We start from the raw sequence: 26,478 nt of genomic DNA on the forward strand, positions 1-26,478 counted from the left end.
CTCTTCACGGCCGTATTCCGGCCTGCCGGAGCTGACCTATCCCCTCCATGACAAGGACATCCTGGTCACCGCCTGCGGCCGCATCTGCATGATGAGGAAGAAGATCAACGTCTCGACCGTGCTCGCCGGTCAGAGGCTCGGAATAAAGGAGGTCGACGACGGCATTTGGCTCGTAAGCTTCATGCACTATGATCTGGGATATATCGACCTGGAACAGAGAACCTTGCAGACCATCGACAACCCGTTCGGCACGAGGTTGTCACCCATGTCTTAGGTACATTCTGTTACCCATGTCTCCGGGTCGTACCGTGAGATATTGGCGATCCCGACAGGATTCGAACCTGTGACCATCGGCTTAGAAGGCCGGTGCTCTATCCAGCTGAGCTACGGGACCGCTGGCCGGCCGCATGACCGGCGGATTGTGCCGGCAGGGCCGGTATGGGATCAATGCGTCCAGGGCGTCCTGCGGTCATAGCGGAAATTCTCCGCATAGGAAATCTGGCGGCGCTTGATTTCCTTCGGCTCCTCGACGCGGAAAGCCAGGCCTTCCTTCTCGGCATAGGCGACCGCCTCTTCTCTTGTGTCGAAGGTCAGCCTGATCTGGCTTCGCATGTCGCCGGACGTGGTGTAGCCCATCAGCGGATCGATCTTCTTGCGCTGCTCCGGATCGAATTCCAGCACCCAATGGCCGGTCTTGGCCTTGCCGGACTGCATCGCGGTTTTGGCTGGGCTGAAAATGCGGGCTGACATGACCACCTCATTGCTGGTTGCAAGCGCACGACCCCGACACCAGATTACTGTTCTCTGGCCATGCACTAGCCCGTCATTACTGCGCAATGCCGCCGGCAGCAAGGCCGATGGCTTTTTACGCTTGCTTTGGTGGGCTGAAATCACTAGGCAACAGACCGTTCGGAGTGTAGCGCAGCCTGGTAGCGCATCTGGTTTGGGACCAGAGGGTCGGGAGTTCGAATCTCTCCACTCCGACCATTCCTCACAGCGAATCTCATCGGCAGCGCAAGCGGATCACGCTCGAGCGGACGGACAGCACGAGCCTGCGCTGCCCGTCCGATACCCAAGCCGTCAGCCCTGGATGAAGGCCAGCAGATCCGGATTGATGATCTCCGGATGGGTGGTGCACATGCCGTGCGGCAGGCCCTTGTAGACCTTGAGCGTGCCATGCTTCACCAGCTTGATCGCAAGCAGCGCGGAATCGGCGATCGGCACGATCTGGTCGTCGTCGCCGTGCATAATGAGCACGGGCACGTCGAGCTTCCTTAGATCGTCGGTGAAGTCGGTCTCGGAAAAGGCCTTGATGCAGTCGTAATGGGCCTTGGCCCCACCCATCATGCCCTGGCGCCACCAATTGTCGACGGCGCCTTGCGAGACCTTGGCGCCCTCGCGGTTGAAGCCATAAAACGGGCCGGCCGGCACATCCCTGTAGAACTGGGCGCGGTTAGCGGCCAGGGCGGCGCGAAAGCCGTCGAAGACTTCGATCGGCAAGCCGCCGGGGTTGCTGTCGGTCTTGACCATAATCGGCGGCACGGCGCCGATCAGCACCGCCTTGGCAACACGGCCGCCGCCGCCATAAAGCGCGACGTAACGCGCCACCTCGCCGCCACCGGTCGAGTGGCCGATGTGGATCGCATCCCTGAGATCGAGATGCGCCGCCAGCGCCGCCACATCGGCGGCGTAGGTGTCCATCTCATTGCCGGTCGCGGTCTGCGACGAGCGGCCGTGGCCGCGGCGGTCATGTGCGATGACGCGGTAGCCCTTTTCGAGGAAGAACAGCATCTGGTTGTCCCAGTCGTCTGAGCTCAGCGGCCAGCCGTGATGGAACACGATCGGCTGGCCCTTGCCCCAATCCTTGTAGAAAATCTCGGTGCCGTCATGGGTGGTGAATGTGCTCATCGTCCTACTCCTTGATGGAAAAGTTGGGGGTAACAGGGAAGCTTTTAGCCCCCTCAGCTGGAAAAATTATAACAGTGCGGTCAGGGTGAGCATTGGCAAAACGGACATTCAACGTGGCAAAACTGACAAATGACGGCTGCGCGTGATCTGATCGAAATCGGCCTCGTCTTGTATCCCGGCGTGCAGGAAGCAGCCGTGCTCGGCCTGACCGATCTTTTCATGCTGGCAAACCGGCTGGCTGTCGAGCGGTCGCCGGACGCGGCGAGGCTTCGCGTCAGTCATTGGCAATTGGAGGACGCGGGCCACACCGTAGTCCGCAGCTTCGACAGCGAGCCCGGCGCCGACAATGAACCAGCCATGGTTATCCTCCCGCCGACGTTGGGGGATCCGATCGCTCGGGAAGCAGCCGCGCCCTATGCCGGCTGGCTCAGGGATCGCCACACGGCAGGCGCGACGCTCGGTTCGGTCTGCGCCGGCGCCTTCGTGCTTGCCGAGACCGGCTTGTTGTCCGGTCGCGCCGCGACGACGCACTGGGCTTATCGCGACGCGCTGGCGCTACGCTTCCCAGACATCCTGCTCGACGCCGACAGACTGGTCATCGACGATGGCGATATCATTACCGCCGGCGGCTACATGGCCTGGACCGATCTCGGCCTGAAGCTGGTGGACAGGGTGCTCGGGTCAGCCGTCATGATGGACACGGCGCGTTTCATGCTGGTCGATCCACCGGGCCGCCAGCAACGTTTTTACAGCCCGTTTGCGCCGCGATTGACCCATGACGACGAAGCGATCCTCAAGGTGCAGCACTGGCTGCAGGCGAACGGCGCGCGCGACGTGACGCTTGGCGCCATGGCCGAGCATGCGGGGCTGGAGGAGCGGACCTTTCTGCGACGCTTCCGCAACGCCACTGGCCTGAGGCCGACCGAATATTGTCAGCACCTGCGGGTCGGCAAGGCGCGCGAGATGCTGGAAACCACGATGCGATCGATCGACCAGATCGCCTGGGAGGTCGGCTATGACGATCCCGGCTCCTTCCGCAAGGTATTCGCCAGGATAACCGGGCTGGTGCCCGGCGATTATCGCCGGCGCTTTGGCGTGGAACGAGCCGCGATTGCAGGAGGTGAAAGTTGAGACCTGGCCGCCGCAATGGCGCTACCAGATGCATCTGACGGCAAGCTCGCCGGGCGAGAACCCCAACCACTCCATCCCGACGAGCCTACTACCTGATTTGATACGCAATCAGGACCGGGATTAGCCGGCAAGCTCTTTCTTGCAAGACAGATGCCAGCCTTTTTTCCCAAAATGGGACGGCGGCTGAACTGGAATCCTCTAAATCTCGAACTCGCCCTGCCCTTCATCCATGGCGCTGACGGTCTCGGCTGCTAGGGCGCGGGTGATCGGCGTCTTGCGCTCGAGCGCGGTGCGGTCGAGCCGTTCGACCACCCGCATTGCGGTGGCCAGCGAGCGTTCGATGCGGCGCACCAAATATTGCACGACATGCGGCTCGACCTCGACCTGGCGATCGGCGAACAGCTTTGTGATGACGCCGGCCAGCAAGAGGTCGTCGGGCTCGTGGATCTCGACGGTAGCCGCCGCCTTCAGCCGCGATGCCAGGTCGGGCAGCCGGACGCCCCAGGCAGAGGGAAAGCGGCGCGCCGTCAACAGTAAGGTCGAGCCGGCGCCGCGCACCGCATTGATCAGGTGGAACAGACCGTGCTCGTCGACCGGGCCGGCATCGACATCGTCGATCAGGGCCGGATGCGCACCAAGATTTTCGATGCGCTCGCCGATGCGGCCGGCCTCCACTTTGACCGCGTCGGCGCGGGTCTGCCAGATCGAGGCCAGATGGGTTTTTCCGGAGCCGGCCGGCCCGGCCAGCACGACAACCGGCGACGGCCAGTCCGGCCAGCGGTCGACAAGCGCCGCCGCCTGGCTGTTGGTGCTGGAAACGACGAGCTCGTCGCGCGAATAGCCGGTGCCGTGGCCTAGATCGAGCGGCAATTGGCGCGGCGGATCGATCTTGTCCGGCATCTGGCTCAACCGCGCGCGCCCCCGCGGCGGCGCACCTGCAGCGGCGGCACCGGCTCGTCGGCATGGCCCTTGTAGAGCGGCGATTCGAGATAGCGCGCGATGGCGAAGCGCACCAGAACGGCAACGGCGGCGGAAGCCGGAACGGCGATCAGCAGGCCGACGAAGCCGAACAGCGCGCCGAAGGCAAACAGCGCGAACATCAGCCACACCGGATGCAGACCGACGCTTTTGCCGACCAACCGCGGCTGCAGGATATTGCCCTCGATGAACTGGCCGACGAAGAACACGCCGGCCACCGCCGCGATCATGGTCCAGTCCGGCCAGAACTGGACGAAGGCGACGCCGACGGCCAGCACCAGGCCGGTCAGCGAGCCGACATAGGGGATGAACGAGATCAGCCCGGCAAACAGGCCGATGAGGATGCCGAAATTCAGGCCCGTCAACGTCAGGCCGGTGGCATACATGGCGCCCAGCACCAGGCACAGCGTGCCCTGTCCGCGCACGAAGCCGGCGGTTGCCGTGTTGATATCCCTGGCGATCGCCCTGACGGTCTTGACATAGTCGCGCGGCACCCAGCTGTCGACGATTGCCACCATGCGGTCCCAGTCGAGCAGCATGTAGAAGGCGACGACCGGCGTCACCACGAACAGGCTGACGACCGAGACCAGCGCAACGCCGGAGCTCCAGATCGAGGTGAAGACGGTGGTCAGGAGGCCGAAGCCGGAGGTCAGCAGCGAGTTCAAGCCTTCACGCAGGCCATTGGCGTCGACGCCGAATTTCTCTTCCAGCCATTTCGGGTCGAAGCTGGTGATCAGGCTCTGCAGCCGGGTCAGGTAGTCCGGCAGCTTGCTGGCGAAATCAGCCATCTGCGAGGCGAGCACCGGAACCAGGATGACGACGGCCAGCACCAGGACGACGATAAAAGCGACGAGGATGACCACCGTCGCCATCAGCCTGGACAGGCCGAGACGCTCCAGCCGGTCGGCGACAGGGTCGAGGAAATAGGCGAGCACCATGCCGGCAACGAAGGGCAGAAGGATGCCGCTGAAGACGTAAAGGAAGACGGCGAGGATGATGGCGCTGACCAGCCAGAAGCGGATCTGCCGGCGAAACGACGCCGATGCCGCAGCCTCCGCTGCCGCGGCTTCGGCCTCGGCGTCGATGGACCGTTCGTCAGGTGCCCGATGTTCAGGTGCCGGGTGTGGAGCCTTCGCCATAGCCGCTCATATGCCTCAGCCAAGCCACGAGATAGGCCGCGGCCGAAGCCACGGTCAAGACCCCGGACAGCAATATGAGGGCCGGCCTCAGCGGATCGAGACGGATGTCAAAGGCGAGTTCGCCCAACACCACTGCCGCCAGCACGATCTGGATCGCGGTGTTGGCCTTCGACACCAGGAGCGGCTTCATCTCAACCGGATGCGCCATGACGGTGGATAAAAGCACGGCGCAGACGATCAGTGCGTCGCGCGATACCATGGTAACGACCAGCCACAGCGGCAGTTCGCCACTGAAGCCCAGGACCACGAAAACCGAAACCAGCAGCAGCTTGTCGGCCATCGGATCGAGATAGGCGCCGAGCCTGGAAAACTGATTGAAGTGGCGGGCGATGAAGCCGTCGACGCCGTCGGAAATGCCGGCAATGAGGAAGCCGGCAAACGCCCAGTCCCAGCGTTCCTGCAGCATGGCCAGCACCACTGCCGGCACCAGCACGAAGCGCATGATCGTGATCATGTTGGGGATGGTCAAACGCATATCCCGTCGCTCTTGTTTGTCGATACATGATGGAGATGGAGGGTTACGGCAAGTGAGAAGCGACACAGAAGCTGCCAATCACCCCTCGAGGGCGCCAGCAATGAAATAGGTCAAGACAGATGTCGATTTCGGGGAGGCTCATTCGTCTCACGATGGGAAGCCGAAGAATTCGCCCAGACCTTCCTGGACCGCGAGCAAGGAAACGGACGCGATGACAATCACTATCACAGCTTTTGAACGATCGCCCGATGGCGGCAAGGGACTGGCGCGCGATACGCGCGTTCGCTGGGCGCTCGAAGAAGTGGGGCAGCCGTATGAGGTTCGTCTTGTTTCCTTTGCAGAAATGAAGGCGCCTGGCCATCTGGCCATCCATCCCTTCGGCCAGATCCCCACCTATGAGGAAGGTTCTCTCTCGCTGTTCGAAACCGGCTCGATCGTCTTTCACCTTGCTGAGCAGCATACGGGATTGCTGCCGAAGGATCGCAATGCCCGCGCGCGTGCGATCACGTGGATGTTTGCCGCACTTAACACCGTCGAGCCGCCGATCCTCGAATTAACGACGGCAAGAATATTCGAACGTGACAAGCCTTGGAGCGAGGAGCGCTTGCCGTTGGTAAAGGACCGTGTTCGGGCTCGGCTGGACAAACTCTCGGCCCACTTAGGCGTCGCCGACTGGCTCGATGATACGTTCAGCGCGGGCGATTTATTGATGGTGTCAGTGCTGCTGCGACTAAGAATGTCCGGCATTTTGGACGAATATCAAAACTTGGCTGCCTATGTAGCGCGCGGGGAAGCACGGCCGGCTTATATCCGGGCTTTCACCGCGCAATTTGCGATCAACGCCCCATCAACCAGCATTACCTCATAAAGCTGAGCCGACAGCAGGGCTTTCTCATTGATCTGGAACCCGGTTGGGGGTTTGACCTGGATGCGCAATGGTGCCGATCGGCAGGTCGGCGGGACAGCGCCCCCTCTGGCCTGCCGGCCATCTCCCCCTCAAGTGGGGAGATCGGCAGTTTCAGCGCCGTTATCCTTGCGGACCGAAACCGTTCATGCGAAGAGCCCGAGAAAGCAGGGAAAGAGTATGAGCAAGCGCAAGAACGGGCTCACCTATGCCGAAGCGGGCGTCGACATCGACGCCGGCAATCTCATGGTCGAGAAGATCAAGCCGCTGGTGCGCGCCACCCGCCGGCCGGGCGCCGATAGCGAGATCGGCGGCTTCGGCGGCCTGTTCGATCTCAAGGCAGCCGGCTTTACCGATCCGGTGCTGGTCGCCGCCAATGACGGCGTCGGCACCAAGCTGAAGATTGCCATCGATGCCGGCAAGCATGACACGATCGGTATCGACCTCGTCGCCATGTGCGTCAACGACATCGTCGTGCAGGGCGCCGAACCGCTGTTCTTCCTCGACTATTTTGCCACCGGCAAGCTCGATCCCGACCAGGGCGCTGCGATCGTCGGCGGCATTGCCGCCGGCTGCCGGCAGGCCGGTTGCGCGCTGATCGGTGGCGAGACGGCGGAAATGCCCGGCATGTATCACGACAAGGACTACGACCTTGCCGGCTTTGCAGTCGGTGCCGGCGAACGCGGCCAGTTGCTGCCGACCGACGACATCGTCGAGGGCGACGTGCTGCTCGGCCTTGCCTCGTCGGGCCTGCATTCGAACGGCTTCTCGCTGGTCCGCCGCATCGTCGCCGTAAGCGGCCTTGGCTGGGGCGATCCGGCGCCGTTCAATGACGAGGCGACGCTGGCCGAGGCGCTGCTCGAGCCGACGCGCATCTACGTCAAGTCGATCCTCAAGGCGATCCGCAACACGCATGGCATCAAGGCGCTGGCCCATATCACCGGCGGCGGCTTTCCCGAAAACATCCCGCGCGTTCTGCCCAAGGATTTTTCGGCCGAGCTCGATCTCGGCGCCATCGAGGTGCCGCCGGTGTTTTCGTGGCTGGCCAAGACCGGCGGGGTCGCGCCGGAAGAGATGATGCGCACCTTCAATTGCGGCATCGGCATGATCCTGGTCGTCGCCTCCGGCCAGGCGGCGCAGGTCGCCGCCGTTCTGCAGGAGGCCGGCGAGACGGTGACGCCGATCGGCCAGATCGTGCCGCGCCGCGATGCCGGCGTCATCTATCGGGGCTCGATCGGCCTATGACCAGAAAACGCACCGTAGTGCTTATTTCGGGGCGCGGCTCCAACATGACGGCGCTGATCGCGGCGGCGAGCAACCCGGCCTATCCGGCCGAAATCGTCGGCGTCATCTCCGATCGCGCCAATGCCGCCGGCCTCGGCATCGCCGCGGCGCGCGGCATCGCCACCAGGGTGATTTCGCGCTCGGACCATGCCGGCAAGGAAGCGCATGACGGGGCGATCGACGCGGCCCTTGTCTCTTTTGGCGCCGAGATCGTCGCGCTGGCCGGCTATATGCGCATTCTCGGCGCGCGTTTCGTCGAGAAGTGGCAGGGCCGCATGGTCAATATCCACCCTGCCCTGCTGCCTGCCTTCAAGGGGCTGGATACACATGCGCGGGCGCTCCGCGCAGGCATGCGCATCCATGGCTGCACAGTGCATTTCGTCACGCTCGACATGGATGATGGGCCGATCATCGCCCAGGCCGCGGTGCCGGTGATGGTCGGCGACAATGAGGATACGCTGGCCGCGCGCGTGCTCAAGGCCGAGCACCAACTCTATCCGCTGGCGCTAGGGCTGGTCGCCGAAGGCAAGGCGCGGATGGAAGGCGGCCGCACGGTGTTTTCGCGCTTCGCCGACGATGCCGACAACGCCGCGTCGGTGGTGATCGCGCCCGACCCGCTGCGCGAGGAGACCGACCTCGAGCACCTGGCGCGGATCACCCCGTAAGAGTCAGCGTGACGCTTTCCCCGTAACTTGGGGGAGATGGTCAAGAGCGTCCGCGTCGTGCATGGCGCACGCGACGTTTCGGCCTTATTTTGAATCAATGAAGCAACTGCTACTCCTCCGCCACGCCAAGTCGAGTTGGGACGATCCCGACCTCATCGACTTCGACCGGCCGCTGTCCGCGCGCGGGCTGAAGGCAGCGCCGCTGGTCGGACGCGAACTGGCCCGGCGCGGCTGGCTGCCGGAGCTGGCGCTGGTATCGCCGGCGCTGCGCACCCGCGACACGTGGCGGCTGCTCTCGGCGGAATTGCCGGCGAAGGTGCAGGTCAAATTTGCCCAGGCGCTCTACGAGGCAGCGGCGGCGGACATCCTCGCCAAGGTGCGGCAAGTAAAGGCGGGAACCGGAACGCTGCTGCTGCTCGGCCACAATCCCGGGTTGGATGAGTTCGCGCGCGGTCTTGCCGGGGCTGGATCGGATGAAGCGGCGCTGAAAAAACTGGCGGATAAATTCCCGACCGCGGCCCTGGCTCGGTTTGACGTCGATGGCGATTGGGCCGGTCTCACCTTCGGCGGCGCCCGGCTGACGCACTGCATCTGGCCGAAGGATCTTCGCTAGGGATTGCCTGGCAGGCCGGGGGATCGCCGACCTTCGGCCAAACCCGCTTCGCACCAAACAAGAGCGGCGGGCCAAGCCCGCCGCTCTTTGTGCTCCGGGGCCGTGATAATCAGCGGCCCCAGATGCCTTGGCCGGATTTAGGCGCCACCGACTCGGAAGTCGTCTTGGCACCAGCATGCTCGGAAGTAACCGGCTTGCGGATCGAGCCGGTAAACGTGTTGTCGACGTTGGCAGCAGGAGCGGCCGGCTGGTTGACGTTGTCCGAGCCATAGTGGTCGCTGCCGGCAAAAGCAGTGCCGGTGGCAACAAGGATGGCGGCGACGGTAAGAGCGATCTTGGTCATTTCGGGTACTCCGGTAGTCTTTGTTCTGTCCGTCAAGTGGCGTGCCTTGGGAGGAATTCGCGTCGCTCGGACCACCCCGAGATGGGTCGGCAGGCCTGTCGTTTCCAATCACGAAAATTTTGTACGGGTGCGCCAAATTGGCCGCTTGAAATTCGACATGCGGCTCCTTTCGCCACACGGTTCTTCTTTATTGTCAATTGGTTACGCGGTCATTGGTGATTTTCTTGGCGAACATTCTGGGAGCCGGCGTTCACCCTTTCCTGTACGCTCCGTCAACAGAACCGAACCGTTCGGTTCGAGTTCTTTACGTTTGACTGATCAGCGCTTCAGAGCCTCAATCGACATGTCTACCGACGGGTCAGTGCGCGCCATGAAAATCACGCCGCCAGCTCAGCGCCAGCGGCGTCATGCTTGGGCCGCGCGCTGGCCAGAAGCACGACGGGGCAATTGCAGGCGGCCAAAACAGCGCCTGCGGTTTCGCCGAAGAACAGGTCCCCACCCGGACGTTGGGTGACGCCCATCACGACGATGGCCGCGCCTTTGGCCGCCTCCCGGGTAATCGCCTTGTCGGGTGTGACGCGGGTATGGAACGCTGTGTCGATATGTAGGCCGTAGCGGCCCGCCAAATCGGCGATGTCTTTCAGCACGGCCTCTTCGCGGCTATGCGACACCGATGTCGACGTGCGGCCCTTGGCCGCCTTTTGCGAAACATAGAGAACCTTGATCCGTGCCCGGTTTGGACGGGCCAGCGCCAACGCCAAGTCGGCGGCGCGACGCGCCACCTGGGTACCGTTGACGGGGACGAGAATGCTGGTTCCGGCCTTCAGCGTCGGCATCTTTTCGCCAGCATTGCCGCCGTTCAGGACCAGGCAAAGCGGGCCGTCAAATCCTGCGGCAATGTCGTTGAGGGCCGGCGCGAAGGCGCCATCGGCGGTCAGCACATTGTCAAGGCCGACCAGCAACAGACCGTATCCCTTGCGGGCCTCTTCGGCGATCGTCTCACCTGTGGCCTCCAATTCGGTGCGGGCCGTCAGGTGGACTTTGTCGACAAGCGTATCTTCGATCCGTTTCACCGCCTGAGCGCTTTTTTTTGCGCCCTTCTTGATTTCCTGCAGGGCGCGCTCCTGTCCCTTGCTGTCGGTCGGCCTGTCAACTCGGCCGTCTTTCGGCTGAAGCAAGGTGGTGGGCAGGCGAAGCAAGGTGGTGGGCATGCCGCTGCCTCCACCGATCAGTCCGGCGAGATAGGCAGTGAACTTGCCGATCCTGCTGTCATCGACCAGCACCAGCAGCCGCTCCAGCCTGGAAATGAAGCCGTATTCGTCCAACGCCTCGCGCTCGACACGCTGCTGCTCGTCATGCCCAACCGGCAGCCGGCCGAGCGCCCAGCGCAGCATCGGCGGCATGGCCAAGGTGGTGATCACGGCCATGGTGACGATCATGGTGAAGAGGTTGTGCGACAGGATGTTCATCGACAGGCCGATGCTGGCGACGATCACCTCGGTCGAGCCGCGCGCGTTCATTGCACTGCCGACGGCGATTGCTTCCTTGAACGACATGGTGGCGAGCTTGGCGCCGATGAATGCGCCGCCAAACTTGCCGATGCTGGCGATGACCACAAGTGCGCCCGTCAGCATGGCAAGCGTCGGGTCGGCGAGCACTGTGAGATCGGCGGAAAGCCCCGCCATGCCGAAGAAGATCGGCATGAACAGCGCGGTGATGACGCCGCGCAGCTGGCCTTCGATATGGCTGGAGAGGATAGGCGATTCCCCGACAAGGATGCCGGCGACGAACGCCCCCAGCACCGTATGGACGCCTATCATGTTGGTGATCAGCGCCATGACGCCCATGATGATAAGGATCATGGTGATCACCGCAAACTCGCTGCGGAATTGATCGTTGGTCCAGCGGATCAAGGTGAAGACAAGACGGCGGCCAATGGTGAAGGAGAACACCATGAACAGTGCCACGGCGGCGATGGTGGTCACCAGCGGTACGAGCTGCAGCCTGCCATTGGTGGCGATGCCGAAGGTTACGGCGATGACCAGCCAGCCGATCGTGTCCTCGATGATCGCCGAGGAAATAATCACCTGTCCGAGGTTGCGACGCATGAAGTTCATCTCGCGCACCACCATGGCGACGATCTTGACCGACGAGATCGACAGCGCGGTGCCCAGGAACAGCCCGGCAACGGTGCGTTGCGTCGGGTTGGGCAGCAATGCGTCCGGCAGGAACTGCGCCAGCGCGAAACCGCAGATGAAGGGCACCACGACGCCGGTAGCCGAAATGGAAAAACAGGCCGCGCCAACCCGGCGTACCAGCCGCAGGTCCGTCTCCATGCCGGTCAGCAAAAGCAGCATCAGGATGCCGAGCTGCGAGACGGCGTCGATCATGCCCTTTTGCGCGGGATCGGTGGGAAAGATCAGGTGCTGGGCCGACGGCCATAGCCAGCCGAACAGCGAAGGACCGAGCAGGATGCCGCCGATCAGTTGGCCCATGATTGCCGGCTGGCCATAGCGCTGCAACACTTCGCCCAGGCCGCGCCCGACAAGCAGCAGAAGCACGATCTCGGCGACGAAAGCGCCTTCGCCCGAACCACCCATGCCGGAGGCCTTGGTCCCGGCAACAAGCGTCTCCGCTGCCCCGGCCGCGCCTGCGGGGACGAAAGCGCAAACCAGCAGCGCCAGGCTGGAACGTGTCGGAGCCTGCCAACCCATGAAACCCCCATCGCCCAAATGCACGTGTCCAACAACGCGCGACAGGGCGTTGCGTTGCTAGACGTGAACGTCACCGAACGAGAGTTCGCCGTCGTCGCTCTCCGTCAGAAAGGCTGTCACCAGCAGGCCCGCATAGAGGAGGGCGACCAGCACGACGATGGCGCCACCAGGAACTGGACCCAGCGCAGCACTGGCGACGGCCTCACGCATCGACCCGACGAAGCCGATGCGGACGCCTTCGGTCAGAAGACTGGGGGTCGACAGTTTGAGGATCCAGGCCAGCAGCAGAATCAGCAGCATGTAGATGTAATTGCGACGCAGGCGGCGCGCCAAAGCCACGCGTTGCGAAATCAAGAATTTCGGGGCGCGCAGGCTCTCGCCGACGATCAACAGCCAATCGGACGCGAAGTCCGGCTGCGGCGAGAATATCTGCGCGAAATAGTGCCGTTCGAACTGGCGCACGCGAGCCCGATAGAAGTCGAAGAAGCGATATCGGCGGGCCTCTATCCACAGCAGCAGCAGGACAAGCAGCATGGCAAACAGCAGCACGCCATGGTGAGCGCTGGCTGTCGAAAGCGAAACGGAGAGCATCGCCGCGACGACGGTTATCGCCCAGTTGCTCGTCCGGTCCAGGCGGTCGCGCCACCCAGCCATGCGCGCAATCTCGGCGCGATGAAAGTGGGACATCGTGGTTACGAGTTCGCCGGACGACAGTGTCCTTCCGATGGGATCCGGCGCCGGCAACACTTCCGCCATGACAATGCCTCCACCCGCCACGCGAAAACGGCCGGATGGAGATATCGTTCCGACGCTCAACCCGCCGGGCGCAGCCAGACCTTGTTGTCGTGGAAGGCGGCGCCGCCATAGGGCGCCGGCGCATCGGCGCCGGTGAGCACGTTGATGCCCTCGCCGCGCTCATGGGCGCTGTTCGGCCAGATGCCTTCGGCGACGACCACGCCACGCTTGATGCCGTCGAACAGTTTTGCGTGCAGCACCACTTCGCCACGCTGGTTGCCGACTTCGACACGGCCGCCGTCGGCGACGCCGTGTGCCGCCGCATCATCGGGATGCAGGAGCAACTCCGGCCGGCGCTCTTTCGCCTGCGACACCGGCGTTTCGGCAAAGGTCGAATTGAGGAAATTGCGCGCCGGCGAGGTCGTCAGCCGGAACGGATGCGCCTCGTCGGCGACCTCGATCAGGTCGACATGATCGGGAAATTCCGGCAACTGCTCCACAGGCCCGAACAGGCCCATGCTTTTCGGCGGCCGGTTGGGCGCCGCCTGCCCCGTCCAGTCGGCGCGAAAATGGAATTTCTTGTCGGCATGGCCGAAGCCGTCCAGGAAATGCGCGGCCGCGAAATCCGGCTGCAGGTCGAGCCATTTTTCGTCCTTGAGGCTCGAAAAGCTGCCCAGCCCGCGCTTGCCCAGAATGATATCGATATGCTGCTGCTCGGTCATGCCGAAGCCTGGGCGATCGGCGACACCGAGCCTTTTGCCAAGCTCCTCGATGACGAAATGGTTGGTGCGCGGGCCTTCCGGCGGGTCGATCAGCTTCGGCCCGAGCGTGATGTGCTGGTTGCCGCCACCCTTGTAGACGTCGTCATGCTCGAGAAACATCGTCGCCGGCAGCACGACATCGGCGAGCTTTGCCGTGTCGGTCATGAACTGCTCGTGCACGCAGGAAAACAGATCGTCGCGCAAAAAACCCTGCTTCACCAGCCGCTGCTCGGGCGCGACATTCACCGGATTGGTGTTCTGGATCAGCAGCGCCGTCACCGGCGGACCGCCATAGAGCGCATCCCTGGCGCCGGTCAGCACCGGGCCGATGCGCGAATGGTCGAGATGGCGGATCGAGGGATCGCGCATCTTGGTGCCTTCCAGCAGCTCCTGGTTGAGCTTGAAGATACCGGAATTGGAATGGAAGGCGCCGCCGCCCTCATACTGCCAGCAGCCGGTGACCGCCGCGATCGAGGCCGCGGCATGCATGTTGACCGAACCGTTGCGCTGCCGCGAAAAACCGTAGCCGAGGCGGAAATAGGTCTTCTTCGTCGTGCCGACGAGACGGGCGAAGGCTTCGATCTCGGCGACCGAAAGCCCGGTGATGTCAGCGGCCCATTGCGGCGTCCTTGTCTGAAGATGCGCTTCCAGACCGTGCGGATCGTCGGTGTATTTTTCCAGATAGGCGCGGTCGGCCATGCCGTCACGAAACAGCACGTGCATCACCGCGCAGGCCAGCGCGCCGTCGGTGCCGGGCTTCAGCACCAGGCCGAGATCGGCCTGCTTCATCGTTGCATTTTCGTAGACGTCGATGACGACGATCTTGGCTGCGCGTTCCTTGCGCGCCTTGATGGCGTGGGTCATGACGTTGACCTGCGTGACCACGGCGTTGGTGCCCCAGATCACCACGCAGTCGGATTTGCCCATCTCGCGCGGGTCGGGACCGCGCAGCGCGCCGGCGCCCATCATCCAGCCGGTCCAGGCCAGATTGGTGCAGATCGAACCGAAGAAGCCGGAATATTTTTTCGCATGGCGCAGCCGTTCGATGCCGTCGCGCTGCACCAGCCCCATCGTGCCGGCATAGTAGTACGGCCAGACCGTCTCCGACCCGTACTTCGCCTCGGCGGCAATGAACTTCTCGGCGACAAGGTCGAGCGCTGCCTCCCAGCTCGCGTCCTTCCAGGCGCCGTCGCCCTTGGCGCCGGCCCGCACCAGCGGCTTCAGCAGGCGGTCGGGATGATGGACGCGATCGGCGTAACGGGCGACCTTGGCGCAGATGACGCCGGCCGTATAGCTGTTGGCCTTGGCGCCATGGACGCGGCCGATGCGCCTGGCGTCGAGCAGCTCGACCTCGAGCGCGCAGGTCGACGGGCAATCATGGGGACAGGCCGAGTGGCCGATTTTGAGCTTGGCGTGCTGATTCATGGGCGCAAACTAGCCGGTTGTGATAGTGGCGTGTAGGGCCAGTTACACGCCATCAATGCGCTTGAGCAAGGCGTTGTAGGCGCCGCATTTCGGGCAATGTATGTGGCGCTCGACATGCGATGATCCGGCTCCGGCGTCGATGACCAGCAGATTGCCGTCTCCACACTCAGGGCATTTTACGACAACTTCGGAATTGACGGCCAAAACCTTGGCAGCTTCGATCCATGCCGACATTCTCCTACTCCGCCGTGCCTTCCTCATACTCCGCCGACATCGACAGCCATTTTTCCTCATGGCCGGCCAGCTGTTGCGCGAGTTGTGAGCGCTCCTTGGCCAGCCTTGTCGCGGTCGAGGGGTCCTTTTCGTAGACGGCCGGGTTGGCGAGTTCATCCTCGATCAGGTCGATGCGCTTGCGGAGGCGGTCCATCAGCGCTTCGGTGGCGCGGATTTCCTTGGCCAGCGGCTCGAAGGCGGCGCGGCGCGCGGCTGCATCGCGGCGGCGGTCGGCCTTCGACGCTTTGTCCGCCTCGCGCTTGCCGCGGCGGTCGCCGGAGACGCCGGTGACCAGCGTCTTGTAATCCTCGAGATCGCCGTCATACGGATTGACCGCGCCGTCCTTGACCAGCCACAGCCGGTCGGCGGTCGCTTCGAGCAGATGGCGGTCGTGCGAGATCAGTATGACGGCGCCGGGAAAATCGTTCAGCGCATGGATCAGCGATTCACGGCTGTCGATGTCGAGATGGTTGGTCGGTTCGTCGAGGATGAAAAGGTTCGGCCCCTCGAAGGCCGACAGGCCCATCAGGAGCCGCGCCTTTTCGCCGCCGGACAGATCCTTGGCGGCGGTGTTCATCTTTTCGGTGGTCAGGCCGAACTGGGCGACGCGGCCGCGCACCTTGGATTCCGGCGCATCCGGCATCAGCCGGCGGACATGCTCATAGGCGTTTTCGTCGGGCCTGAGATCGTCGAGCTGGTGCTGGGCGAAGATTGCCACCTTCAGCCCGGGCGCCACCGTCATGCTGCCGGTCTCCGGCTTCAGCCGGCCAGCCAAAAGCTTGGCGAAGGTCGACTTGCCGTTGCCGTTGGCGCCGAGCAGCGCGATGCGATCGTCGGCATCGATGCGCAGCGTCATCTTCTTCAGGATCGGCTCGCCCTCGGTGTAGCCGACGTTGACGTTGTTGAGCGCAATGATCGGCGAAGCCACCGTCTTCACCGGCTCCGGAAAAGAGAACGGCCGCACCGTGTCGTTCACGATCGCGGCGATTGGCTTCATCTTCTCCAGCGCCTTGATGCGCGACTGCGCCTGCCTCGCCTTCGATGCCTTGGCGCGGAAGCGCTCGACGAAGGATTCCATGTGCTTGCGCGCGGCTTCCTGCTTGACGCGGCCCTTCTCCTGCAATTCGCGCTGCTCGGTGTATTGGCGCTCGAACTGGTCGTAGCCGCCGCGCCAGAAGCTCAGCTTCTTCTGGTCGAGATGGACGATCGAATTGACGGCGCGGTTGAGCAGGTCGCGATCGTGCGAAATCAGCAGCACGGTATGCGGGTATTTCGACACGTAATTTTCCAGCCAGAGCGTGCCTTCGAGGTCGAGATAATTGGTGGGCTCGTCGAGCAGCAGCAGATCGGGCTCGGCAAACAGCACCGCGGCCAGCGCTACGCGCATGCGCCAGCCGCCGGAGAAGGACGAGGCCGGGCGCCGCTGCGCGGCATCGTCGAAGCCGAGGCCGGCGAGAATAGTGGCCGCGCGTGACTCGGCCGAGTGCGCATCGATATCGGCCAGCCGCATGTGGATGTCGGCGATGCGGTGCGGGTCGGTCGCCGTCTTTTCCTCTTCGAGCAGGGCACTCCGTTCGAGGTCGGCCTTGAGCACGATCTCGATCAGCGGCTCCTCGGTGCCCGGCGCTTCCTGCGCGACCTGGCCGATGCGCGTGTTTTTGGGCAGGCTGACCGAGCCGGTCTCGGAGGCGAGGTCGCCGGTGATCGCCTTGAACAGGGTCGTCTTGCCGGTGCCGTTGCGGCCGACAAGGCCAGCCTTGCTGCCGGCCGGCAAGGTCAGTGAGGCATGGTCGAGAAGCAGGCGTCCGGCCATGCGGAGCGAAAGGTCGTTGATGATCAGCATGGCCGGGCTTTTGCACGGGACAACCATGCTTCGCAAGGCCTTGAGCCCCGGTTCCCCGCAAAGGTGCGAAAACCGGCAAGCAGGTGACGTCGACCCCGCGCACCACAACGTCCCGCAAAACGCAAAAAGAACCCGCTATCCTGAGGGGGGACAAGGAGAGCGGGCTCTTTCGTGAACGGCGGCCTTGGGAGCGTCCGATCGACATCCAAACACGCAGCAGCTTGGTTTGTTCCATGGGAAGAACGAACTATGTGATGAACAAACGCTGCTGTGGCCCGCAGGTTTGTCCACAGGGGCGTGCCGTCTGTACGCTATCGACCATGACGCTGCGGAAAGACTCGGCTATCCTTGGATGTGCGGCGGGCCTGATCTCCGCCTGGCCGGCGCCATCAGCTTCCTCCCAAGCGGCGCCGGCCACCTTCCTTGACCGGCGCCGACGCCATCTGAGGCGGTCATTGTTTCGGCGGCGTGCCGGGCTGATCGCCGCCGGTCGTCGATTTCGGCACCGGATTCTTGTCGACCTGCGGGTTCTGATCGACCGTGTCGCCAGGGGCCTTGGTCGGCTGGATATTGTTGTCGCAACCCGCAACAGTCAGAGCTGCCATAAGCAGCAGGATTGAGCGCTTTTTCATCGCAGTCTCCTCTCGCCCGACAACGAGGCGTCGGCGATTTGGTTGCGCGGCCGGTGTCGTTCCCGCATTCGCCAAGGGGCCTGGGAACAAAATGCCGCGTCTCCGGTTGCTGCACAATCAATGGAGGAAGGCATGATCCGTCTGCTCATCGCCGGGGCAATCGTCTATGTCGCCTATCGCGTCGCCAGGAAAGTGATCGATGAGGTGCCCGACGATTTCGATCCGCTGCTGCTGCCGCCGCCGCAGGACGATCGCGAGGCGCTGCGGCGGCAATCGGCAAGGATGGGCGTCGAGCCCGAGCGTTAGTCGACAGGCCTGCCCGCAAGGCTTCTTCGCTCACGGGCCCTATTCCGGCTCCGCAAACCGTTGCGAACAAAGCAGAAACGATGCTTGATGGGCGATGAACCTCGCCGCCCGTGATTCGTCCTTCCAGCCGGCCTATCTGGCGAAGCTCAACGCCGAGCAGCGGCTTGCCGTCGAACATGGCGACGGCAAGATCGCCGGACCGTTGCTGGTGATTGCCGGCGCCGGCTCCGGCAAGACCAACACGCTGGCGCACCGGGTCGCGCATCTGATCGTCAGGGGTGCCGACCCGCGCCGCATTCTTTTGATGACATTTTCGCGCCGTGCTGCGGCGGAAATGGCCAAGCGGGTCGAGCGCATCGCCGGCGAGGTGCTGGGGCGCGATGCCTCGGTGATCACCGATGCGCTGAGCTGGGCTGGCACGTTCCACGGCATCGGCGCCAGGCTGCTGCGCGATTATGCGCTGGAGATCGGTCTCGATCCGGCCTTCACCATCCACGATCGCGAGGATTCCGCCGACCTGATGAACCTCGTCCGCCACGAGCTTGGGTTTTCGAAGACCGAAGCCCGCTTCCCGACCAAGGGCACCTGCCTGGCGATCTATTCGCGCGCCGTCAACGCACAGGCGCCGCTCGGCGAGGTGCTGGGTTCGGTGTTCCCGTGGTGCGCCGGCTGGGCCGAACAGCTGAAGCAATTGTTCGCCCGATATGTCGAGGCCAAGCAGGCGCAGAACGTGCTCGATTACGATGACCTGCTGCTCTACTGGGCGCAGATGGCCGGCGAGCCGGAAATCGCCGCGCATCTGGGTGCACGTTTCGACCATGTGCTGGTCGATGAATACCAGGACACCAACCGGCTGCAGGCCTCGATCCTGACGGCCCTCAAGCCCGACGGATCGGGGCTGACGGTGGTCGGCGACGACGCGCAGTCGATCTATTCGTTCCGCGCCGCGGAAGTGCGCAATATCCTGGATTTTCCGAAGCAGTTCGCGCAGCCGGCCGAGGTCGTCATGCTGGAGCGCAACTACCGCTCGACCGAGACGATCCTGGCGGCGGCCAATGCGGTGATCGGCGAAGCGTCGGAGCGTTTCACCAAAAATCTCTGGACCGAGCGCAAATCTGCGGAAAAGCCGAAGCTGGTGAGTGTGCGCGACGAGACCGAGCAGGCGAGCTATGTCTGCCAGGCGATACTCACCGAACGCGAGGCCGGCACCGTTCTCAAAGCACAGGCGGTGCTGTTTCGCGCCTCGCACCATAGCGGCCCGCTGGAGATCGAGCTGACGCGCCGCAACATCCCCTTCGTCAAGTTCGGCGGGCTGAAATTCCTCGATGCCGCCCACGTCAAGGATATGCTGGCCGTGCTGCGCTTTGCCGAAAACCCGCGCGACCGCGTCGCCGGCTTTCGCGTGCTGCAACTTCTGCCGGGCATCGGCCCTTCGGCCGCCAATGCGATCGTCGAGACCATGGCAAATTCGCTCGACGAGACGATGGGGCTTGCCCGCTATCGGCCGCCGCAGCGTGCCGCCGACGACTGGCCGGGCTTTGTCGCGCTCTATAGCGGCCTGCGTGCCGGCGCGCAAAAATGGCCGGCCGACATCGAACAGGTCAGGCTCTGGTACGAGCCGCATCTGGAACGTATCCACGAGGATGCAACGATGCGCCGGGCCGATCTCCTGCAGCTCGAGCAGATCGCTTCCGGCTATGCGTCGCGCGAGCGCTTCCTCACCGAGCTGACACTCGATCCGCCGGACGCGACCAGCGACGAGGCCGGCCCGCCGCACCGCGACGAGGATTATCTGATCCTGTCGACGATCCATTCGGCCAAGGGCCAGGAGTGGAAGAACGTCTTCGTGCTCAACACCGTCGACGGCTGCATCCCGATCGATCTCGGCGTCGGCAGCAAGGAGGACGTCGACGAGGAGCGGCGGCTGCTCTACGTGGCGATGACGCGGGCCAAGGACAGCCTGCACCTGGTCATGCCGCATCGCTTTTTCGTCCACGGCCAGGCGGCGCGCGGCGACCGCCACGTCTATGCCTCGCGCACGCGCTTCATCCCGCGCTCGATCCTCGGCGCCTTCGAGCAGGTGGCATGGGCCAGCGTCCAGGCCAGAGACGATCCGCGCCGCCAGCCGCAGGTGCGTGTCGACCTCGGCGCCCGCATGCGCGGCATGTGGAAATAGGCACCCGCCTCGACGCCGGCGCTGCTCGCCCGGCGACCGCTCCCAGAGCCGGCGAAAAAACAATCCCGGCAACATGGAACCTCGCGCCGTGATCCGCGTTTCTGCCCGACCCCCAGACCGGAGAACGGCGTCCGCCGTGACCTCCGCCCATTCGAGAGGCCAGAATGCACGACAGGACGTTTTCGACCCCGGTCGCCCTAACTGTTGGCGCCGGCTACAAGCGTACGATCGCTTCGTTCTCCGAGATGCACGAATTCCTGACCGAGTTCCCGCCTTCGCGCCGCCGGCTGAGCTATGGCGCCGCGGTAAAGGCCTGCGAGGCGGCACGTGCCGGCGAGATCTCGGCCGAAGCGGCACGCGACGCCCTGATCACCTTTGCCGTAACGGCAGGCATCCTCTGGCCGGCCGCCCAGCCGGCGGTCTCGGTCAAGCCGGTCGCCCGGGGCCTCGGCGGCTACGCCGCCTGACCGAAACGACCATCAATGGACCGTCATCGGGCCGCCGCCCGGCGGGTCGCCCGCTGCTGCGGGTTCGAAACTGACCTGATCGCGGCCGTTCGATTTGGCCTCGTAAAGGTGCTTGTCCGCCACCACGAACATCTCGGCATAGGTGGTCGGCCCGCTGAAGGCGACGCCGCCGATGCTGACCGAGAGAGGACAGGGCCGGCCGTCAGGCGAGAACTCCGCCTCACGGACGCGTCGGCGAATTGTCTCCGCCACCAGCCAGGACTGCGAAGGATCTGCGCCGGGAAGGAAAACCGCAAATTCCTCGCCGCCGATCCGGCCGACGATATCGGCGCCGCGTAGCTGGCCCTGGATTGTCTTGGCGATCAGCTTGAGCGCCTGGTCTCCGCAGTCGTGGCCGAGGCGGTCGTTGACGGATTTGAAATGGTCGGCATCGACGATAAGCAAGGCGCCGGCATTAACGACAGAATGGCTGCGGGCCTGTTCGAGATAGGCCTCGACGAGCATGGAAAACGCACCCCGGTTGAACACCGCCGTCAGGCTGTCGGTCGCCGCGACGACGGCCAGTGCCTTTTGCGCGATCGCCAGCTGGCGCATTTTCCACATCAGGAAAAAGAAGAACGAGCTGGCCAGGATAAGCGGCAGCAGCAGGTCGGTCAGCTGCGCCCGCCACAGCGCTTCCGGCGACAAATATGGGAAATTGAAGGAATCGACGAGGAATGCGGCTGCAATGCAGACCGCCGTGCCCGCAACGGTAACCGCCACGACCCTGCCCCAGCTCGTCGGGGACACATCGATCTGCATGCTTTTGCTCCTGCTTCAGCCGGCTACCTTGAAGCAACAGCACAAACGAAGTCCTAAGACTTTGCTTTCAATTCGATCGCAGTCGAAGCGAACCAGCCGTCGAGATGGCGGCCAGATAAGAAGATCGGTCCTAAATCAGCTGCCTTCTGATGCTCATCCGGGTCACCGCAGTCACAAGAATGGCGCCGATCATGAAATAGATGGTCGCGACAATGTCGCCCTGGTGGAAATAATAACCGGAGTTGAGAAGCGCCAGGACCACGGCGAAGAACGCCACAAGGCGCAAGGGTTCATTGGGCATGCGTGCCAATTCTCGCTGTTGCTGCTGAATGCTGCTGAAGCGGCCGCCCTCACGACCATGCGCTCCATAAAATGTTTTGGCGCTTTTTGCAATCTCGGCAGATCGTCCGCTATCGACCATCCGCTTCACCAGCCGCCCCAGGTTCAGGCGAATGCCCTGCCCTCCTCGCTGCGCTGGAACATCGTCAGGTCCAGTCCGAGGCTTGGCTTGCCCAGAACGGTCAGGATCGCATGCGCCTGGCCGCGGTGGTGGGTCTGGTGGTTGAAGAAGTGGTCGAGCGCCGGCGCCAACCGCTGCGAGACGGTGCGCATATCCGAGACGGTCACGTAGGAGAAGCGGCCCGACAGCGCCTTGTCGCTCAAGCCGGCAACCCAGTCGATGATCCGTTTGTCCTCGGCCTCGCGCGCCAGCCGCAAGCCTGGCAAGGCGCGGTGCAGGATCGTGTCGAGCCTTGCCGGCGCGTCGCCCTCGCCGGTGAAGCGTTTCATCCAGATACGGTCGGCTGCCAGGAGGTGGTTGAGCGTTCCCATCATCGAGCCGAAGAAGACGCCGACATTGCGGTCGAACTCTTCCTCGTCGAGATCGGCGGCGGCATCGTAGATGCGGCCGTTGGCCCATTGATTGTAGGCCGCAAACATCCTGAAATGCTGTTTCATTCTTCTCTCGACCTGCGGGACCCTGTTTCGCGCGGGTCTGTTTCGGCCATAGTTAGACTGCAAGGACGCTGCCGCCAATGACCATTCTGCTCTACGACCTTGTTGGACGCGACGCCGCCCGCCCATTCAGCCCACATTGCTGGAAGGCGGTGATGGCGCTGGCCCACAAAGGGCTCGACATCACCAGCGTGCCGACCCGTTTCCTCGAAGTGCCGAAGGTGGAAGGCGGTGTCTCGAAGCTCGTTCCGGTGATCCGCGACGGCGAGACGGTGGTCGCCGATTCCTTCGCCATCGCGCTCTATCTCGAGGAGGCCTATCCCGAGCGGCCGACATTGTTTTCCGGCGACGGCGGTAAGGCGACGGCGCGCTTCATCGAACGCTGGTCGCAGCTGACCATCCATCCCTACGTCACCACCGCGGCGCTACTGGACCTGCATGCCATGCAGGACGAGGCGAATGCCGCCTATTTCCGGCAGAACCGCGAACAGCGCTTCGGCAAGCGCTTGGAGGCGGTTTACGCCACCCGCGACGCCGGGCTCGCCGGCTTCCGCGCCTCGCTGGAGCCGCTCCGCTCGATGCTCGGCTATCAGCCCTTCATTGGCGGCCCGTCGCCGCTATTTGCCGATTACATCGTTTTCGGCGCGCTGCAATGGGCGCGTATCGCCACGCCCTACCGGCTGCTCGACGACAGCGATGTCGTGGCTCAATGGTTCGAACGATGCCTCGATCTGCATGGCGGCCTCGGCCGCACGGTCGCGCCGGCAGCGATCGCACCTCTCGCAAGTTGAGCTCGGCAGCTTCATCGGCAACGCCACATTTTGTTCTTGCTTTGTGCCGGCAGCTATGCTACTAATTTGGGTATGGTGCTGATTCGTACCGACGACCCGCCCGGCTTGCCGAGGCGGGTTTTGTTTGCCGATCAAGGTTCAACGGCGTAAATGACGGCAACGTCGCCCGGCCTCTAAAGCGCGTCGCGTTTGGCCTGCCTCATGTGACGCGCTTTAGGTTCTTGTTTTGATGCATGTCGTTACCGCAAAACCGCTGCACACCTTTGCGCGACATGCACTTGTTTTGACGCATGTCGTTGCCGCAAAACCGCTGCACACTTTTGCGCGACATGGATTAGAATTCCCGCCCGGCGAAATGCGACAACGCGGGTAGACGACGTGTCGCTTGAGGCGCCGCATCACTGCCCGGATCGAAGCAAACAAGACGAAAATCCGGCGAACCGGGCAACCACAACAAAGGCAGCGCGCCATGACCGCAAACCCAGAGTTCCCGGCCGACTTTCGCGCCGGGCTCGCCAAGCTCTTCCTGTGGCGGCGCGACGTCAGGCGGTTCAAGCCGACGCCGCTCCCGGAAGGGGCGCTGGAGCGGCTGCTCGAGCTTGCCAGCGCCGCGCCGTCCGTCGGGCTGAGCCAACCTTGGCGCTTCGTCATCGTCGAGAGCGAAACATGCCGCGCCGCCGTCAGGGCATGCTTCGAGCGCTGCAACGCGGAGGCACTCGCAAATTTTTGCGGTGAACGCGCCGCGCTCTATGGGCGCCTGAAACTTGCCGGCCTGAACGAGGCGCCCTGCCAGCTTGCGGTTTTCGCCGACCGCGCAACCGAGCAAGGGCATGGGCTTGGCCGCCAGACCATGCCAGCCACCATAGACTATTCCGCTGTCATGGCGGTCCACACGATGTGGCTGGCGGCGCGCGCCGAGGGAATAGGCATGGGCTGGGTCTCGATCCTAGATCCGGCCGAGATGGCGACGATCCTGGACGTGCCGCCGGAGTGGACACTGATCGGTTACTTCTGCATCGGCTACCCCAGCGAGAACCACAGCGTGCCGGAACTGGAACGGGAAGGCTGGGAAACGCGGCGGCCGTCTATCGTGACAAGGCGGTAGTGGAATGGCAGCGCTGCCATCCTCCTTGCGGGGAAGAATGACTCCTCCCCAGCAGGGCTGTGGATATCATGGATGGTTCGCCGATCGTCAGCATGCCAGCAAGACACCATGGCAAAGCCGGTCGTGAAGGCCTTGACCTGAGGAAGTGCATAGAATGTTTCGCTACGACATGCAGGCCGAGATCTGGGTCTATCCGGGCAAGGGCGGCTGGCATTTCGTGACCCTGCCGCCGGAGCTTGGAGCCCGGATCAAGGCGGCGATGGTTGGGATGGCAAGGCCCCTGGGGCTCCCTTGGCGTGGAGGCCGTCATCGGCCAGACCAGATGGCGGACATCGCTGTTTCCCGACAAGAAATCCGGCAGCCTGCTCTTGCCGATCAAGACCGCGGTGCGGGTCCGCGAAGGCCTCGGGGCTGGCGACACGGCCAACCTGACGATCGAGATGCAGTTATGACGACGTCGGGTCAGGCTGACGACGACGCGCTATAGGGCGGCCAGTCGATCGGACCCAAGTGGGTACCGGTTGTCGGAAAATCCGATCTCAACAAAAAGATGAGCGGCGGCATGGTTCGACTTGAAAGTCCGCCGCCCCACCGCAGAAATGCGCGCTGCGCCGGCCTCCCCTTGGCAAGGCGGCGGGCGGCTTGTATAGAGCCCGCCACCCTCAATTCCACTCTCCATCACAAGGACGACCCCATGGCGCTCGAACGCACCTTTTCCATGATCAAGCCGGACGCGACCCGTCGCAATCTCACCGGCGCTATCACCAAGATACTGGAAGATGCCGGCCTGCGCGTCGTGGCTTCGCGCCGGGTGTGGATGAGCCGCCGCGAGGCGGAAGGTTTCTATGCCGTGCACAAGGAACGTCCGTTCTTCGGCGAGCTGGTCGAATCCATGTCGTCGGGCCCGACAGTCGTGCAGGTACTGGAAGGCGAGAACGCCATTGCCAAGAACCGCGAAGTGATGGGCGCCACCAATCCGGCAAGCGCCGCCGAAGGCACTATCCGCAAGCTGCACGCACTGTCGATCGGCGAGAACTCCGTGCACGGTTCCGATGCGCCGGAAACCGCCGCGCAAGAGATCAAATACTGGTTCTCGGATACCGAGATCGTCGGCTAAGCCGGCATTCCGAACCCCATCAAAAGGCCGGCGCAACGCCGGCCTTTTTCGCTAAAGCGCGTCGCGTTCGATCGGTCTCATGCGATGCACTTCAGGTTCTTGTTTTGATGCATGCCGGTATCGCAAAACCGCTGCACGCTGCTGCGCGATATGCAGTAGCGGACATTTTCAGCTTCAGGCTCCTCGACGGGTCACCGGTGCGTTAAGCTCGGAGGGCGGATCAAACGCCGTCCCGACAATGAGGATTTTGGGGAGCCGACAAGGCCATGACCAGCGCCATTCCCGGCTTCTTCCAGGGCACCGAAATGCCAACCAGCGGCTGGTGGGAAGCGCTGTGGCCCGAGCCCGCCAGCGTCCTGGCGGCAGTAGGCATGAAGCCCGGCACGGACGTGGTCGATCTCTGCTGCGGCGACGGCTGGTTCACGCTGCCAATCGCCAGGGTCGCCCGTCATGTAATCGCTATCGACATCGATGCCGATCTGCTCGAAGTCGCAAGGCGGCGGTTGGCCGAAGGCGGCGCGGGCAATTGCGAGTTTGTGGCGGGCGACGCCTATGAGCTTGCCGGGCTGGTGCCTCAGACCGTCGACTTCGTTTTCATGGCCAACGCTTTCCATGGCGTTCCGGACCGGCCGCGCCTTGCCCGCGCCGTGCGGACGACGCTTGACCCTGCCGGTCGTTTTGCCATCGTCAACTGGCACCAGTATCCGCGCGAGCAAACCACGCTCTTGGGCGAGCCGCGCGGGCCAAAGACCGAGCTGAGGCTGTCACCCAAACAGACCATCGCGGCGGTGGAAGCGAGCGGGTTCAAGCTTGCCGAATTGGTTGATGTGCCGCCCTATCACTATGGCGCGGTATTCAAACAAGCGACAAATTGAGAA

Annotated in this window: 28 protein-coding genes, 2 tRNA genes and 1 pseudogene; 15 read left to right on the plus strand and 16 right to left on the minus strand. The window is 63.5% G+C overall.

The genetic code is table 11. From position 1 onward, the window contains the following. Window positions 1-274 (plus strand): annotated as a pseudogene (locus tag NKJ12_RS23115) (IS481 family transposase); the annotation flags it as partial. A gap of 43 nt (window positions 275-317) precedes the next feature. On the opposite strand, the gene NKJ12_RS23120 reads toward NKJ12_RS23115, so the two are convergent. Further along, window positions 318-394: transfer RNA gene (locus NKJ12_RS23120), tRNA-Arg, on the minus strand. Window positions 395-444: 50 nt separating this feature from the next. After that, window positions 445-750 (minus strand): ETC complex I subunit, encoded by a 306-nt coding sequence (locus tag NKJ12_RS23125; protein WP_352479279.1) that lies wholly within the window; start codon window positions 748-750, stop codon window positions 445-447. Between the two features lie 160 nt (window positions 751-910). On the opposite strand from NKJ12_RS23125, the gene NKJ12_RS23130 reads away from it, so the two are divergent. Further along, a tRNA-Pro gene (locus NKJ12_RS23130) sits at window positions 911-987 on the plus strand. A gap of 93 nt (window positions 988-1,080) precedes the next feature. On the opposite strand, the gene NKJ12_RS23135 is transcribed toward NKJ12_RS23130, so the two are convergent. Continuing rightward, the gene (locus NKJ12_RS23135; protein ID WP_352479278.1) at window positions 1,081-1,908 is read right to left on the minus strand and encodes an alpha/beta fold hydrolase; all 828 of its coding nucleotides are present in this window, start codon (window positions 1,906-1,908) and stop codon (window positions 1,081-1,083) included. A gap of 129 nt (window positions 1,909-2,037) precedes the next feature. Between NKJ12_RS23135 and NKJ12_RS23140 the strand changes: the two genes are divergently transcribed. After that, window positions 2,038-3,039 carry a GlxA family transcriptional regulator gene (locus NKJ12_RS23140; RefSeq protein ID WP_352705300.1) on the plus strand — a complete coding sequence of 334 codons (1,002 nt, stop codon included), beginning with the start codon at window positions 2,038-2,040 and terminating at the stop codon, window positions 3,037-3,039. A gap of 198 nt (window positions 3,040-3,237) precedes the next feature. On the opposite strand, the gene hdaA is transcribed toward NKJ12_RS23140, so the two are convergent. The 3 genes from hdaA to NKJ12_RS23155 are packed head-to-tail and all read right to left on the minus strand — an operon-like array spanning window position 3,238 to window position 5,685. Further along, window positions 3,238-3,939 carry a DnaA regulatory inactivator HdaA gene (gene hdaA / locus NKJ12_RS23145; protein ID WP_352705431.1) on the minus strand — a complete coding sequence of 234 codons (702 nt, stop codon included), beginning with the start codon at window positions 3,937-3,939 and terminating at the stop codon, window positions 3,238-3,240. A gap of 5 nt (window positions 3,940-3,944) precedes the next feature. Beyond that, window positions 3,945-5,156: an AI-2E family transporter gene (locus tag NKJ12_RS23150; RefSeq protein ID WP_254820263.1), complete on the minus strand. Its 1,212-nt coding sequence runs from the start codon at window positions 5,154-5,156 to the stop codon at window positions 3,945-3,947. Continuing rightward, window positions 5,128-5,685, minus strand: coding sequence for a CDP-alcohol phosphatidyltransferase family protein (locus NKJ12_RS23155; protein WP_023677645.1), 558 nt, complete (start codon window positions 5,683-5,685; stop codon window positions 5,128-5,130). Before NKJ12_RS23155 ends, NKJ12_RS23150 begins: the two co-directional genes overlap by 29 nt. Before the next feature lie 217 nt (window positions 5,686-5,902). On the opposite strand from NKJ12_RS23155, the gene NKJ12_RS23160 reads away from it, so the two are divergent. The 4 genes from NKJ12_RS23160 (at window position 5,903) to NKJ12_RS23175 (ending at window position 9,157) form a co-directional block, all read left to right on the plus strand. Continuing rightward, on the plus strand, window positions 5,903-6,559 hold the full coding sequence (locus NKJ12_RS23160; RefSeq protein ID WP_254820264.1) for a glutathione S-transferase family protein: 657 nt from the start codon (window positions 5,903-5,905) through the stop codon (window positions 6,557-6,559). Between the two features lie 216 nt (window positions 6,560-6,775). Continuing rightward, a complete protein-coding gene (gene purM, locus NKJ12_RS23165; protein ID WP_352705302.1) occupies window positions 6,776-7,840 on the plus strand; it encodes a phosphoribosylformylglycinamidine cyclo-ligase in 1,065 nt (354 codons plus the stop codon). Beyond that, a complete protein-coding gene (purN, locus tag NKJ12_RS23170; protein ID WP_352705304.1) occupies window positions 7,837-8,544 on the plus strand; it encodes a phosphoribosylglycinamide formyltransferase in 708 nt (235 codons plus the stop codon). The genes purM and purN overlap by 4 nt, the downstream gene beginning before the upstream one ends. Window positions 8,545-8,641: 97 nt before the next feature. Beyond that, a complete protein-coding gene (locus tag NKJ12_RS23175; RefSeq protein ID WP_352705305.1) occupies window positions 8,642-9,157 on the plus strand; it encodes a SixA phosphatase family protein in 516 nt (171 codons plus the stop codon). A gap of 109 nt (window positions 9,158-9,266) precedes the next feature. On the opposite strand, the gene NKJ12_RS23180 is transcribed toward NKJ12_RS23175, so the two are convergent. From NKJ12_RS23180 to NKJ12_RS23210, 7 genes are all read right to left on the minus strand, one after another. Continuing rightward, the gene (locus NKJ12_RS23180) at window positions 9,267-9,500 is read right to left on the minus strand and encodes a DUF680 domain-containing protein (protein ID WP_352705307.1); all 234 of its coding nucleotides are present in this window, start codon (window positions 9,498-9,500) and stop codon (window positions 9,267-9,269) included. A 377-nt stretch (window positions 9,501-9,877) separates the two neighbouring features. Then, on the minus strand, window positions 9,878-12,100 hold the full coding sequence (locus tag NKJ12_RS23185; protein WP_502905725.1) for a cation:proton antiporter domain-containing protein: 2,223 nt from the start codon (window positions 12,098-12,100) through the stop codon (window positions 9,878-9,880). A gap of 171 nt (window positions 12,101-12,271) precedes the next feature. After that, window positions 12,272-12,970, minus strand: a complete 699-nt coding sequence (locus tag NKJ12_RS23190) for a DUF2270 domain-containing protein (RefSeq protein ID WP_352507895.1) — start codon at window positions 12,968-12,970, stop codon at window positions 12,272-12,274. 56 nt (window positions 12,971-13,026) lie between these two features. After that, window positions 13,027-15,135: a molybdopterin-containing oxidoreductase family protein gene (locus NKJ12_RS23195; RefSeq protein ID WP_352705311.1), complete on the minus strand. Its 2,109-nt coding sequence runs from the start codon at window positions 15,133-15,135 to the stop codon at window positions 13,027-13,029. 42 nt (window positions 15,136-15,177) lie between these two features. Then, window positions 15,178-15,369, minus strand: coding sequence for a hypothetical protein (locus NKJ12_RS23200; protein ID WP_352705313.1), 192 nt, complete (start codon window positions 15,367-15,369; stop codon window positions 15,178-15,180). A 4-nt stretch (window positions 15,370-15,373) separates the two neighbouring features. After that, window positions 15,374-17,251 carry an ABC-F family ATP-binding cassette domain-containing protein gene (locus tag NKJ12_RS23205; protein ID WP_352705315.1) on the minus strand — a complete coding sequence of 626 codons (1,878 nt, stop codon included), beginning with the start codon at window positions 17,249-17,251 and terminating at the stop codon, window positions 15,374-15,376. Window positions 17,252-17,703: 452 nt separating this feature from the next. Further along, entirely contained in the window at window positions 17,704-17,883 is a 180-nt protein-coding gene (locus tag NKJ12_RS23210) for a hypothetical protein (RefSeq protein ID WP_023677659.1), read from the minus strand. 132 nt (window positions 17,884-18,015) lie between these two features. Between NKJ12_RS23210 and NKJ12_RS23215 the strand changes: the two genes are divergently transcribed. The 3 genes from NKJ12_RS23215 (at window position 18,016) to NKJ12_RS23225 (ending at window position 20,832) form a co-directional block, all read left to right on the plus strand. Next, window positions 18,016-18,189 (plus strand): hypothetical protein, encoded by a 174-nt coding sequence (locus NKJ12_RS23215; protein ID WP_352507899.1) that lies wholly within the window; start codon window positions 18,016-18,018, stop codon window positions 18,187-18,189. 94 nt (window positions 18,190-18,283) lie between these two features. Further along, complete coding sequence (locus NKJ12_RS23220; RefSeq protein ID WP_352705317.1) at window positions 18,284-20,365, plus strand: ATP-dependent helicase; 2,082 nt, start codon at window positions 18,284-18,286, stop codon at window positions 20,363-20,365. Between the two features lie 164 nt (window positions 20,366-20,529). Beyond that, complete coding sequence (locus NKJ12_RS23225; protein ID WP_352452964.1) at window positions 20,530-20,832, plus strand: DUF982 domain-containing protein; 303 nt, start codon at window positions 20,530-20,532, stop codon at window positions 20,830-20,832. 12 nt (window positions 20,833-20,844) lie between these two features. On the opposite strand, the gene NKJ12_RS23230 is transcribed toward NKJ12_RS23225, so the two are convergent. The 3 genes from NKJ12_RS23230 to NKJ12_RS23240 all read right to left on the minus strand — a co-directional run bounded on the left by NKJ12_RS23230 (window position 20,845) and on the right by NKJ12_RS23240 (window position 22,590). Then, window positions 20,845-21,633: a GGDEF domain-containing protein gene (locus tag NKJ12_RS23230; protein WP_352705319.1), complete on the minus strand. Its 789-nt coding sequence runs from the start codon at window positions 21,631-21,633 to the stop codon at window positions 20,845-20,847. A 130-nt stretch (window positions 21,634-21,763) separates the two neighbouring features. After that, entirely contained in the window at window positions 21,764-22,063 is a 300-nt protein-coding gene (locus NKJ12_RS23235; protein WP_352507902.1) for a hypothetical protein, read from the minus strand. A gap of 14 nt (window positions 22,064-22,077) precedes the next feature. Further along, window positions 22,078-22,590 carry a DinB family protein gene (locus tag NKJ12_RS23240; RefSeq protein WP_352705321.1) on the minus strand — a complete coding sequence of 171 codons (513 nt, stop codon included), beginning with the start codon at window positions 22,588-22,590 and terminating at the stop codon, window positions 22,078-22,080. Between the two features lie 77 nt (window positions 22,591-22,667). Between NKJ12_RS23240 and NKJ12_RS23245 the strand changes: the two genes are divergently transcribed. From NKJ12_RS23245 to NKJ12_RS23265, 5 genes are all read left to right on the plus strand, one after another. Continuing rightward, window positions 22,668-23,378, plus strand: coding sequence for a glutathione S-transferase family protein (locus NKJ12_RS23245; RefSeq protein ID WP_352689599.1), 711 nt, complete (start codon window positions 22,668-22,670; stop codon window positions 23,376-23,378). Between the two features lie 469 nt (window positions 23,379-23,847). Beyond that, entirely contained in the window at window positions 23,848-24,483 is a 636-nt protein-coding gene (gene bluB / locus NKJ12_RS23250; protein WP_352507903.1) for a 5,6-dimethylbenzimidazole synthase, read from the plus strand. A gap of 263 nt (window positions 24,484-24,746) precedes the next feature. Further along, on the plus strand, window positions 24,747-24,935 hold the full coding sequence (locus tag NKJ12_RS23255) for a DUF1905 domain-containing protein (RefSeq protein ID WP_352507904.1): 189 nt from the start codon (window positions 24,747-24,749) through the stop codon (window positions 24,933-24,935). A gap of 242 nt (window positions 24,936-25,177) precedes the next feature. After that, window positions 25,178-25,600 (plus strand): nucleoside-diphosphate kinase, encoded by a 423-nt coding sequence (ndk, locus tag NKJ12_RS23260; RefSeq protein WP_023677669.1) that lies wholly within the window; start codon window positions 25,178-25,180, stop codon window positions 25,598-25,600. Between the two features lie 266 nt (window positions 25,601-25,866). Further along, window positions 25,867-26,475 (plus strand): class I SAM-dependent methyltransferase, encoded by a 609-nt coding sequence (locus NKJ12_RS23265; RefSeq protein ID WP_352689598.1) that lies wholly within the window; start codon window positions 25,867-25,869, stop codon window positions 26,473-26,475. The last annotated feature ends 3 nt before the right edge of the window (window positions 26,476-26,478 follow it).

It is taken from the genome of Mesorhizobium sp. M0195, assembly GCF_040322115.1.
Lineage (GTDB): Bacteria > Pseudomonadota > Alphaproteobacteria > Rhizobiales > Rhizobiaceae > Mesorhizobium.